The organism is Flavobacterium sp. TC780, from assembly GCF_056783245.1.
The window spans coordinates 23,431-36,052 of the sequence record NZ_JBXBAV010000048.1; the positions used below are offsets into that span (position 1 = coordinate 23,431).

Below are 12,622 nucleotides of genomic sequence, written 5' to 3' on the forward strand. Positions count from 1 at the left end.
GAGATTACTTTATCGAAGGAATTTTTTTGTCGTAATTTTGACGGATAAAAAAAAATAATTTTTGAGAGTTTCAATTCACAAGCATATTTCAAATCCTGCGGCCTTTAAACAGCAACTTTTAGTTTGGGCGCAACAACATCGAGAAGTTGTTTTTATGGATAGTAATTTATATCCGCAAGAATATTCTAGCTTCGATTGTTTATTGGCTGTCGATGCTTTTACTTCAATAAAAACTGACTTCCATAATGCATTCGAAGATTTAAAACAATACCAACAAACGACCAGAGATTGGCTTTTTGGGTATCTTACCTATGATTTAAAAAATGATATCGAAGAATTACAATCTGCTAATTTTGATGGGTTAGAATTTCCGGATTTATTTTTCTTTCAGCCAAAAAAAATATTTCTATTGAAAGGAAATCAATTAGAGATTCAATATTTATCAATGTGTGACGATGAGGTTGAAGAAGATTATAATGAGATCGAAGAAAGTCAAAAGTCAGATGTCAAAAGTCAAATGGATATTCTTATTAATCAGAGAATTTCTAAACAAGATTATGTTTCCAAAGTCAATTCGGTTTTAGAGCATATTCATCGTGGGGATATTTATGAAGCTAATTTTTGTATGGAGTTTTATGCCGAAGGTGCAACTATAAATCCATTAGAAAAGTTTATAAAACTTAATGAAATATCTCAAGCACCACTAACTGTATTTTTTAAAAATCACAAGCAGTACTTATTGTCGGCTTCGCCAGAAAGATATATTCGAAAAATAGGGGATCAGATAATTTCGCAGCCTATAAAAGGAACTTCAAAACGTTTTGCAGATAAGACAGAAGATGAAAAATCTAAGCTGCAATTGGAGGCAGATCCAAAAGAACGTGCCGAAAATATTATGATTACCGATTTGGTTCGGAATGATTTATCACATACAGCTCAAAAAGGCTCAGTGGAAGTGGTTGAATTATGCAAAATTTATTCTTTTTTGCAAGTACATCAAATGATTACTACGATTACTTCAAGATTAGATTCGCAATATTCAGCAATCGATGTATTAAGAACAACTTTTCCGATGGGTAGCATGACTGGAGCACCCAAGATATCAGCAATGAATATCATTGATAAGCTAGAAGAAACAAAGCGTGGTTTGTATAGTGGTGCTGTAGGTTATTTTACGTCAGATGGTGATTTTGATTTTAATGTTGTTATTCGAAGTATCCTGTATAATCAGGAAAAAGAATATGTTTCCTTTTCAGTAGGTAGTGCAATCACATCACAATCAGTTCCCGAGAAAGAATACGAAGAGTGTTTGCTTAAGGCAAAAGCGATGCAAGAAGTATTACGGTAGTTAACAAATCTATTTTGTATTTTTAACCAATTGATTTGTAAAACCAAATCATAACAAAAGACGTAAATTATATATGCTCCAAAAATTTAAAAATCATATTACAAAAGTGCTTCCTTTTTTAGAAAAGAAGAAATTGCTACTGGCTACAAGCGGAGGATTGGATAGTATGGTTATGGCACATTTGTTTGCGCAGCTAGATTATGATTTTGCAATTGCACATTGCAATTTTCAGTTACGGGGATTAGAAAGTTTTGGAGATCAGGAGTTTGTTAGTACTGCTGCTGAAAATTTAAAATGTCAATTTTTTATTACTCAGTTTGATACTGAAGCTTTCGCTAAGGATTATAAACTTTCGACTCAGGTTGCTGCAAGAGAACTGCGCTACAATTGGTTTTATGAACTTTTAGAAACCGAAGGTTATGATTATATTTTAACGGCGCATCATGCTGATGATAATCTAGAAACATTTATAATTAATTTAAGCCGAGGAACAGGCTTAGATGGTTTGATCGGAATTCCAGAGCAAAACGAAAAACTTATTCGTCCGCTGTTGCCGTTTTCAAGAGAAGAAATAAAACAATACGCTGAGGATAATGCTATTGAATGGCGTGAGGATAGCAGTAATGCTTCAAATAAATATTTGCGAAATAAAATCCGTCATGATTTAGTTCCGATTTTAAAGGAGATAAATCCTGGTTTTTTGACAGCTTTTCAGAAGACTCAGGAATTTTTGCAAGAAGCTCAAGTTATGGTAGAAGATGCCTCAATTATGGTGTATCAACAAGTTGCAAAAGAAATTAATGATGAAATTCATTTTGATTTAAATCAATTAAAACGATTGACAAATTATAGATCATATTTATATCAATGGCTTAAGGAATATGAATTTTCGGCTTGGGATGATATTTATGAGTTAGTTGATAGTCAGTCTGGTAAGCAGGTTTTTTCGCCAGAGTTTCGATTGATAAAAGATAGAACAATATTAATTTTAGGTCCAATTCCCAAAATAAAGCAAGAAGAATTTTATATAGAAATTAATGACAAAGAAGTTAATTTTCCCTTAAAATTGAAACTCTGTAACGTAGGTCACATAACAATAGATTCAAATAAAGCTATATTTGTGGACGTCGAAAAAATTCAGTTTCCTTTAGTTTTACGTAAATGGAATGAAGGTGATGTTTTTCATCCGTTTGGAATGAATGGGAAATCTAAAAAAGTAAGTAAACTTTTTAAAGATGAAAAATTATCCTTGATTGAAAAAGAAAACACTTGGATTTTGTGTTCGAATAATCAAATTGTTTGGGTTGTAGGGATCAGACAAGATGAGCGTTTTAAAATAGAAAACACTACAAACAAGATATTAAAAATAGAATTACAATAATGAAATCAACCTATCTACTATCAAAACAATTTTGGAATAATTCAATCGTGTTTCTGCTGTTTTTCTTTTTTGCTTTTGCAAAAGGAAATGCACAAATATTAGAACCAGTAAAATGGACTTCTAAAATCGAAAAGAAATCGGGAAACAATTTTGTATTAATTTTTGATGGAGTTATTGAGAAAGATTGGCATATATATTCTCAATTTACCCCAGACGGTGGGCCACTACCATTAGAAATTTCGTTTAAAAATCAAAAAGGGAATTATAATTTGGTTGGTAAAGCCAAAGAAGGGAAAACCAGAACAGCATTTAATGATATATTTGGTGTTAATGAAACTTTCTTTGAAGGGAAAGCGCATATAGAACAAGAAATAACAATTGTAAATTCTGATATAAAAACTATCGAAGTTGAATTTGATTTTCAGATTTGTAAAGAGGTATGTATCAATTTAAATAAGAAATTTTCTATTGCAATTCCAGCTTCATTTAAGATGGACGTAACTGCACCAGTTGTTAAAGCAGATGAAGTAAAAACAGGGGAAACTGCAAAAGATGGAGTAGTTGTTGATACTACAAAGGCCACCGCTGGAACTGATATCACTGATGTTTCAAAAAGCGATACTGATGTAGCTTTGCCAACTCAGGAAATGCCTGAACCAGCTCCACAAAGAAGTTTATGGTCTATTTTCTTTATTGCATTTTTATCAGGTTTTGCAGCTTTACTTACTCCATGTGTGTTTCCTATGATTCCTATGACAGTTAGTTTTTTTACAAAACAAAGTAAAAGTAGAGCAAAAGGAATCAGAAATGCTATTATTTACGGGTTCTCTATTATTGCAATTTATGTGATATTAGGTCTTATTGTTACTAAAATATTTGGTGCAGATGCATTGAATGCACTATCTACAGATGTTTGGTTTAACTTAATATTCTTTGTTATATTAATCATTTTTGCAACTTCATTTTTGGGAGCTTTCGAAATTATGTTGCCAAATTCATGGGCAAATAAAGCAGATCAACAAGCAGATAGAGGAGGATTAATTGGAATATTGTTTATGGCTTTGGCTTTAGCGATTGTTTCATTCTCTTGTACAGGACCAATTGTTGGAACGTTATTAGTTGAAGCTGCTTCAAATGGTGGAATTGCTCCAATTGTCGGAATGTTTGGTTTTTCATTGGCTTTAGCCCTACCATTTATGTTGTTTGCAATGTTCCCAGGCTGGTTAAACTCATTGCCAAAATCTGGCGGATGGTTAAATACAGTAAAAGTGGTTTTAGGATTCCTTGAACTGGCTTTGGCATTCAAATTTTTATCAAATGCAGATTTGGTTTTACAATTGCATTTACTAGAAAGAGAAGTTTTTATAGCAATTTGGATTGCCATTTTTGGAGCTTTAACATTATACTTATTTGGTAAAATTACATTGCCACACGATAGCCCTTTACAGCATATTTCTGTCGGACGTTTATATTTAGGTTTACTTACGCTTGTGTTTACCGTGTATTTAATTCCAGGACTTTGGGGAGCGCCATTAAAATTAATTAGTGCTTTCCCACCACCACCACAATATAGCGAAAGTCCGTTTGGAGTAGGAGGGTCAAGTGGTTCAAACCTTGGTTCAGAAAAAGGGTTGCCTGATGGGGCTGAATTAGGACCACACGGAATTATGGTTTTTCATGATTATGAAGATGGGGTAGCGTTTGCTAAATCGATCAACAAACCAATTATGCTCGATTTTACAGGTTATGCTTGTGTAAATTGTAGAAAAATGGAAAATAATGTTTGGTCAGACGAAAGAATATTACCAATCTTAAAAAATGATGTTGTGCTTATTTCTTTATATGTTGATGATAAACGTGAATTGCCAGCAGATGAACAATACGTAACTGCTACAGGAGATAAAATTATTACAGTAGGTGATAAATGGACAGATTTTATGATTTCTAAATATAAAACCAATACACAACCTTTGTATATCATGACTGACTTAGAAGGGAATAATTTAAATAGATCTAAACCAACAATTAGTTATGTTGGAGCTGATGAATATTTGAAATGGTTAAAAGACGGAATTTCAAAGTTCAAATAAATAATTAAAAAGACCAATCTTATGATTGGTCTTTTTGTTTTATGTTACTAGGCATATAAAGGTCTTTTTTTATAAAAATTCTCCGTGCTGAGAAATGTCTAAACCTAATTCTTCTTTCTCTTCTGTTACTCTTAGAGGGGTAATTTTGTTTACAATAAAGAAGAGTATATAAGATCCTACAAATGCAAAAATAGATACGATAATCATCGCTATTAATTGGTTTGTAAATAATGTTGAGGTTCCAAAAATAAGTCCTTGATTATCTCCAACGGCAGGATTGATCGCTTTAGAAGCAAAAACTCCGGTTAATACCATTCCTACCATACCACCAACGCCGTGACAAGCAAAAACATCTAGCGCATCATCGATTTTTCCTTTAGGAAATTTGCCTACAACAAGATTACTTACAATAGCGGCAAATGCTCCAATAAAGATTGCATGAGGAATACTTACGAAGCCTGCTGCTGGAGTAATGGCTACTAGACCTACAACCGCTCCAATACAAGCTCCGAGCGCAGATAATTTATGTCCTAAAATTTTATCAAGAAATACCCAAGCCATTGCAGCGGCAGCGGCTGCAACGGTAGTGGTTCCTAAGGCTTGAACAGCTAAACCATTAGCTCCTAAAGCTGAACCAGCATTAAATCCGAACCATCCGAACCATAATAATGCAGTTCCTAGTAATACATAGGTAATACGGGCAGGATTTACTTTTTGAACTTTTCTTTTTCCTAAAAATATGGCTCCTGCCAATGCAGCCCAACCTGCACTCATGTGTACAACTGTTCCTCCAGCAAAATCAAGTACGCCCATTTTAAAGAAAATACCCTCAGGATGCCAAGTCATATGTGCCAAAGGAGAGTATATGACTAATATAAATAATACCATGAATAATAAGTAAGCCCAAAATCGAATACGCTCTGCAAATGCTCCTGTTATCAAAGCTGGGGTTATAATAGCAAATTTTGCCTGAAATAATGCAAATAACATAAATGGGATAGTAGGAGCTAGACCCCATGCGGTATTAGTGCCTACGCCTTGAAAAAACAAATTAGAAGTTGGGTTGCCTATAATTCCACCTATTGATGGGCCAAATGCTAATCCAAATGCAATAACTACCCATAATATTGTTACAATTACCATTGCCATAAAACTTTGAAGCATGGTACTGATTACATTTTTCTTACCAACCATTCCTCCATAAAAGAAACCTAATCCGGGAGTCATTAGTAATACAAATGCAGTTGCAACAATCATCCAAGCAGTATCGCCAGTATCAAACTTCACAGCTTTGGCAGGAATAGGGTTATCAGACAGGATAAAATTAGAGAGAAAGGTTAATACCAAAATCGTGATAAGAATCACAGTTAAAATAATTTTTCGCATAGTTGGTTAGTTTTAAATTTTAATAAAAATATAAAATGATTTGACACCCCTGTAAAAAATGGCATTAACTATTTGATTTTTATTAAATTTTCATTTTAACCCCTTTAATTTTAGTGGCAGTGGTTAAAAATGATATTAAAATTGAGTTTTGTAAATGATAGGCTTTGTTTGTTTGTAGTTTGTAGTTTATGATTTAATTAAAAATGCCAGTTTTTTTTATGACGTGATTAGTTATTAATTGAATGTAGAGTTCTAAGTATTCTTATAAAATGGATTGAAATAAAAAAGGACTTAAATGAATTATTCATTTAAGTCCTTTTGCTTTGCTATTAATAATTTAAAACGACTATTAATATAGTTTTATAGAACGTTTATTTCTGATTGTATTTCTCTTTGTACTTTTTATTCAATTTAGTTTGATGTGTTTCCAGGCTAATCATTCTTCCTTGTATGAAAGCATTGGTAAGTTTGTTAGTTCTCATGTCCAATGCATCACCTTCGGATATAAATAAAGTAGCGTCTTTTCCAGTTTCTAGAGTTCCGCAAAGTTCATCTATACCTAATAGTTTAGCGGTATTAGATGTTATTAATTGTAATGCCTGTTCTTTATCTAAACCATAAGCAGCACAGGTACCTGCTAAAAAGGCTAAGTTTCGAGTATTCATTCGTTCGTTGTCTCCACTATTTTCTAAACCAACTAAAATACCTTTGTCGGTTAATATTTTCGCCATCTTATAAGGTAAATTAACATCTTGATCATCACTTTGTGGCATATCATGAACACGTTTTAGCAATACTCCGATATTGTTTTTTTGTAATAAATCAGCAGTTTTGTAAGCTTCAAAACCACCTACGACAACTACTTTTTTGATTCCATTATCCTGAATTAATTTTATAGCATCAATGATTTGTTTTTCTCCATCGGCATGGATGAACAAAGTTTGAGTTCCATCAAAAAGCCCTTTTGTTGATTCAAAAATCAAGTTTCTTTCTTTTGGAGCGTCCCCAAAATAGGCTTTAGAATTAATTAAAAAAGCATTGATTTCTTCAATCTGGGGTACATAATCTTTGTTGGCTTCAATAGGACCTGGCTCAAACCAAGAACCACTTTTTTTAAAGCTAGGAGGGAAATTAAGATGAATCCCGTCATTTTCTTTAAGTACAGCATCTTGCCAACTCCATGCATCTAATTGTACTATTGATGAAGTTCCAGAAACTCTTCCGCCACGAGGCGTGATTTGTGCTATTAAAATTCCGTTTGGACGAACTGTTTCTATTACCTTAGATTCAGAATTATAAGCAATAATACTTCTTACATTAGGATTAAAGCTTCCAATTTCTTCATCATCATTAGATGATTTTACAGCATCAATTTCTACAAGTCCTAACGTGGAATTTGGAGCAATAAATCCTGGATATACATGTTTCCCGCTAGCCTCAATTGTAGTGTCGTATGCATCTGCAGCTAGTCTGATTGTTCTGGCATCAGCTACCAATGTTATTTTTCCATCTTTAAACCCGATAGCGCTATTCTCTATCACATTTCCATTGCCTAAATGTGCAGTAGCATTTAGTATTAAAACTGATTTTGTTTGTTTTGGAGCTGGCGTTTGCTGTGCTTTTATATATATTGGCATACAAAATGCCAATAGTAAAATATATATGTTTTTACTTGTCATAGTTCTCTATTTTCTATTTGTGAATCTTTCGTTTTTATTGTTCTAAAGTATCACAGTGATATTCTTTTTTCTCTTTCTTTTTTGGTTGCTGAGTAGCTGCTCCTTTATTTTTTTCTTGTAGCAATTGACCTATTAGTTCACTTCTTTCTTTGGTTATAGCAAGCTCTTGTTCCGTTTCTTTTAGAAGATCATAATATACTACGCCTTCAATAATTGTTTTTTCAGCTTTAGCATAAATAGATAATGGATTAGCACTCCATAACACAACATCTGCATCTTTTCCTATTTTTAAACTACCTACTTTATCATCAATATGTAATAATTTTGCAGGATTCAGGGTGACAAATTTCCAAGCTTCTTCTTCAGATATATTGCCATATTTCACAGCTTTGGCTGCTTCCTGATTTAATCTTCTGGACATTTCGGCATCATCAGAGTTGTAGGCAACTACAATTCCTTCATTGTGCATAATTGGTCCATTAAATGGGATAGCATCATTTACTTCAAATTTATATGCCCACCAATCAGAAAAAGTTGAAGCTCCAACTCCGTGTTCTTTCATTTTATCGGCTACTTTATATCCTTCTAGAATATGGGTAAAAGTGTTTACTTTAAAATTGAATTTTTCAGTAACATTCATTAACATTAAAATCTCCGATTCTATATAAGAGTGACAAGTAATAAAGCGCTCTTTATTTATGATTTCGGCAATAGTTTGTAATTCTAAATCTATTCTAGGTGCTTTTCCTTTTTTAGAACCCGAATTGTATTTTTTCCAAGAAGCATCGTATTCTTTTGCACGTTGGAAATAATCGGTAAAAACTTGTTCAACTCCCATTCTTGTTTGCGGGAAACGCGTAGGATTTGTGATTCCCCAATTAGATTGTTTTACGTTTTCACCCAGTGCAAATTTGATAAATTTTGGCTGATTTTTGTATAGCATTTCTTCTGCAGGTTGTCCCCATTTCCATTTTACAATTGCAGAACGGCCACCAATTGGGTTGGCAGATCCATGTAGTAATTGTGAAATTGTAACTCCACCAGCTAAATCTCTATAAATATTAATGTCTTCAGAATTTACAACATCTTCTATAGTTACTTCTGCTGTTGAGTTATGCCCCATTTCATTTACACCATTTGATATTGCAATATGAGAGTGCTCATCAATAATACCACTAGTAAGGTGTTTCCCTTTTGCATCAATAACTGTTGCTGACGCATCGGATAAATTTTTCCCCACCGCTGCTATTTTTCCGTTTTTGATTAAGACATCAGTCTCTTCAAGAATTCCTTCTTTTTCATTAGTCCAAACAGTAGCGTTTTTAAATAAGATTGTTTGTGCAGTTAATTTTTTTGAATTACCAAAAGCAATGTTTGGGTAAGTAACTGGCATAATTGGATTTAGTTTTTCTGTTTTAGCAGAATCTTTCTCTGTTACAAAAGGAGCCATTTTTATGGCTGTCCATTGCACTTCATTGCCATTAGGTAAAACTGCTTTTCCAGAAAGTTTTTGAGCGTTTTCTACTAGTCCAGTTAATCGACTATAATCTGCTTTAGTTGAATCTTTTGATTTTATTAATAGAGTAATCCAATTGTTTGCAGTTGAAAATGTACTAGTTATTTTTTTAGCATCGACAGTTGTTATCTCCGATTTTTGAGCAGTAGCTGTACCATCAATTTTCCATTTGTAAGTAGTTGAGTCGAAAGTTAAATCGTAATTACCACGAATATCTTTTGCATTAGCATCATTTATAACATATTTACTTCCTTGAACCCAGTTTTCATATAAAATGGTTTTCTCATCAAATATCTCCCCTGAAGTAATTACGAAGTTTGCATAACTACCATTTTTTAAGCTTCCTATTTCATTACTTTTTCCTAATATAGCTGCAGGCACAGTTGTTAGAGCTTCTAATGCTTTTGTTTTATCAAAACCGTATTTAATAGCTTTTATCAGATTGGTTCTAAAATCTTCCGTTTTCTTTAATTTGTCTGTTGTTAAAGCAAAAACGACTCCGTTGTCTGAAAGAACTTTTAGGTTAGTTGGAGCTTGATTCCAAAAACGCATGTCGGCTAATTCTATTTGATTAGATTGATATGGATTTGAAACATCATATGCTTCTGGGAAGTTTATCGGAATAATAAATTGTGAATTTGTTTTTTTGATTTCTTCAATTCTTTCAAACTCATTTCCTGATCCTTTTAAGACATAATTTAATCCAAACTCTTTGGCTATTTTGGCAGCTCTTAGGCTGTTTAATTTATCTTCAGTCGTGAAAATTTGGGTTAATTTTTCGTTACTTGTTAATGCCTCTAATGATAAATCCTTGGTCGCTGAATTTCCTTTTTTATACCAATCTAAATCCAAATACATTTGGCGAAGCAATGCCATCATTCCCATTAAAGAACTTGGATACGCTTGGTTAGTTGCTACACTTCGTGTAAAACCAAAATGATTGGTTGCTTTATTAGATAGAATTCGGGTACTGTTTTCGTTATTGTTTAATGCTATTAATACACCAGTTCCACGAGCGACTCCATCAGGGATATGAGTTCCAACTACTCCAAAACCAGCTTTTAATAATTCTTCAGCTTTAGGTTGGTCGTATTTAAAACTTTCGTATGCATTTACTTCAGAACGAATACTTTCATTCCAATAATATCCAGTTCTTTTAGTATCGTATAATGGGTTGCGTCCACCGGAATAACCTTTTGGTTTTTCTACTCCAAAAGAAGTATAAATATCTATAAAAGAAGGGTAAATTGTTTTTCCTTCCAGATTAATCGTGATGCTGTTTTTTGGAATAGCAATATTGTTTCCCGCACCAACTACTTTTCCATCTTGTATAAGTAAAGTCCCTTTTTCTATTTTTTGTGTTGGAGTTACATAAATAGTTGCATTAGTAAAAACGGTGTAATTATTGTTCTTACTATGGATACTTTCATTATTGGGAAAATAATCTTGGGCGTGTATTTTTGTTAAAAAAGTGCTTAAAAATAGCAGTAATATGGCTTTTTTCATAGATAAATAGGTTAGTTTTTCATAAAAATAACAAATATTAATACTTGGACAAGTTAAAACCAGAAAATTATTTTATTTATTGAAGCAAGCTAATGAAATAGAGTAATGGAACATTTTTTCAGGGAATCTTAAAAGAGTAAAATAGGTATTAATACTACTGATTTATTAGCTGTGACTAGTTTTTCCTTAGACTGCTTTCATAGCGGTTTTTTAATCCATCAAGATAAGGAGCCTTAATTTCTGTAGCAATTTCTACGGCTTTTTTTAAAGCTGCTATGGCGTTACTCTTCTTTCCATTTTGTTCGAGAATATCACCGTATTTTAAAAATGCTATTGGTGAATTTGGATACAATTCAGAATTACTCTTTAAGATAGATTCGGCAATAAAAGGTTTTGTTTTTGTATGTTGAGAAGCCAATGCATCAATGTCTTCCTCTTTGTATAAATCAGATTTTACTAAATTTGATACAGCATTAAATACATGCTGATCCATTTTTACCAAATCAGTTTCGTCAATGGGTTTTGTTTGTTGATTAATTGTAGCCTGTAGTTCTAGATAAAGATTTTTAGATTCAGCAGCTTTTTTATTTCTATAATCAGCAGCTTTTTTTTGTGCTAATTCCACCGCTTTATCATAAGCCATTTCGGGAGTTGTTTTGTATTCTGGAATTACACCAACACCTTCCCAGTTTGTTTTTGTTATTGGGTTTATTCCAGTTCCAGTAGGAACAAATATTTCTAATAGACTGTTAATTTCATAAGGTTCGCCAGGATTAGCTCCGCCACCAGTTGTTTTGCCAACTAATGTTGCTCTTTTTTGGGTTTGCATATTATAACTGAATTCTTCAGCTCCGGAAAAGGTTTTAGGACTTGTAATAATGAATAAAGGAACATCAATCCTCTTTTTCCGTTTACTTCTTTTACCCAAAATTCCTCGGTAAAATTATCTTTTCTGAAATATAAAGTGTTTAGTAATATAGGATCTTTGAAAAAATAACTACATAAATATTGAACTGTTTTAGGACTACCACCGCCATTGGTTCTTAAATCAATAATAATAGCATCTGCAGTTTCTAGTAGATGCATATAAGAATCAATTGTTTGGTCGGTTTCATGTATGAAATTATTATATTTAATGTATCCGACATTACTATCAATTAGTTTGACTTCTCTAAAACCATTTGCTCGTTTGCGATTGTCGGTGTAATTGTGTAGGTAATTTTCATAAGAATCTTTATTTAAATCTTTTTTCTCATTAACAGGAGGGATAAATTTAGGCCAAATTCCAAGATGCTTGTCATTATTAATAAATCGCACTTCTTTTGTTAAGGCTACAGTAAAAGAATCTAATAAATCATATTTTTTGAACTTCCCTTCTTTATAGGAGTTTTTTAAATGGTTTCCAATTAATTTGGCTTTATCTGGAAATATGTAATTTTCTTGTAATAAAGAATCTATTTTTAAAACGGTTTCTTTTTTGAATTTCTCCGTTATTGTTTTCTGTTGACCACTTACATTTACTACGAAAGTAAAGGATAGAATTAGAAAAAAAATAAACTTATTTTTTGAAGGTTTAAACGGTTTTTTCATAATTGCTAGGTTTGGTTGATAACGTTTTTTGATTTTTGTTTTGATGATTGGAAGGTGCTGCCTCCCTAACAACAGGAGCATGTATTAACCTTAGCAATACGAAACTAAACGAAATAAAAATTTTTT

General features: G+C 32.6%; 8 protein-coding genes. 3 read left to right on the plus strand and 5 right to left on the minus strand.

Going from position 1 to position 12,622, the window contains the following annotated elements:
• Window positions 1-61 precede the first annotated feature (61 nt).
• From AC1RYN_RS04760 to AC1RYN_RS04770, 3 genes are all read left to right on the plus strand, one after another.
• A complete protein-coding gene (locus AC1RYN_RS04760) occupies window positions 62-1,348 on the plus strand; it encodes an anthranilate synthase component I family protein (protein WP_481806032.1) in 1,287 nt (428 codons plus the stop codon).
• A 73-nt stretch (window positions 1,349-1,421) separates the two neighbouring features.
• Window positions 1,422-2,729, plus strand: a complete 1,308-nt coding sequence (tilS, locus tag AC1RYN_RS04765) for a tRNA lysidine(34) synthetase TilS (RefSeq protein WP_481806033.1) — start codon at window positions 1,422-1,424, stop codon at window positions 2,727-2,729.
• Complete coding sequence (locus AC1RYN_RS04770) at window positions 2,729-4,819, plus strand: protein-disulfide reductase DsbD family protein (protein ID WP_481806034.1); 2,091 nt, start codon at window positions 2,729-2,731, stop codon at window positions 4,817-4,819. The genes tilS and AC1RYN_RS04770 overlap by 1 nt, the downstream gene beginning before the upstream one ends.
• 69 nt (window positions 4,820-4,888) lie before the next feature.
• Here AC1RYN_RS04770 and AC1RYN_RS04775 read toward each other — a convergent pair whose 3' ends face one another.
• The 5 genes from AC1RYN_RS04775 to AC1RYN_RS04795 all read right to left on the minus strand — a co-directional run bounded on the left by AC1RYN_RS04775 (window position 4,889) and on the right by AC1RYN_RS04795 (window position 12,496).
• Window positions 4,889-6,205, minus strand: coding sequence for an ammonium transporter (locus AC1RYN_RS04775; protein WP_481806035.1), 1,317 nt, complete (start codon window positions 6,203-6,205; stop codon window positions 4,889-4,891).
• 371 nt (window positions 6,206-6,576) lie between these two features.
• On the minus strand, window positions 6,577-7,884 hold the full coding sequence (locus AC1RYN_RS04780; RefSeq protein WP_481806036.1) for an amidohydrolase family protein: 1,308 nt from the start codon (window positions 7,882-7,884) through the stop codon (window positions 6,577-6,579).
• A gap of 34 nt (window positions 7,885-7,918) precedes the next feature.
• On the minus strand, window positions 7,919-10,906 hold the full coding sequence (locus AC1RYN_RS04785; protein WP_481806037.1) for an amidohydrolase family protein: 2,988 nt from the start codon (window positions 10,904-10,906) through the stop codon (window positions 7,919-7,921).
• A gap of 175 nt (window positions 10,907-11,081) precedes the next feature.
• Window positions 11,082-11,804, minus strand: coding sequence for a S41 family peptidase (locus AC1RYN_RS04790; protein WP_481806040.1), 723 nt, complete (start codon window positions 11,802-11,804; stop codon window positions 11,082-11,084).
• Window positions 11,708-12,496, minus strand: coding sequence for a S41 family peptidase (locus AC1RYN_RS04795; protein WP_481806038.1), 789 nt, complete (start codon window positions 12,494-12,496; stop codon window positions 11,708-11,710). The genes AC1RYN_RS04790 and AC1RYN_RS04795 overlap by 97 nt, the downstream gene beginning before the upstream one ends.
• Window positions 12,497-12,622 lie beyond the last annotated feature (126 nt).

Coding starts and splice junctions, on each gene's coding strand:
- AC1RYN_RS04770 (WP_481806034.1), top strand. CDS start 2,729: ATGAAATCAACCTATCTACTATCAAAACAATTTTGGAATAATTCAATC.
- AC1RYN_RS04785 (WP_481806037.1), bottom strand. CDS start 10,906: ATGAAAAAAGCCATATTACTGCTATTTTTAAGCACTTTTTTAACAAAA.
- tilS (WP_481806033.1), top strand. CDS start 1,422: ATGCTCCAAAAATTTAAAAATCATATTACAAAAGTGCTTCCTTTTTTA.
- AC1RYN_RS04775 (WP_481806035.1), bottom strand. CDS start 6,205: ATGCGAAAAATTATTTTAACTGTGATTCTTATCACGATTTTGGTATTA.
- AC1RYN_RS04795 (WP_481806038.1), bottom strand. CDS start 12,496: ATGAAAAAACCGTTTAAACCTTCAAAAAATAAGTTTATTTTTTTTCTA.
- AC1RYN_RS04780 (WP_481806036.1), bottom strand. CDS start 7,884: ATGACAAGTAAAAACATATATATTTTACTATTGGCATTTTGTATGCCA.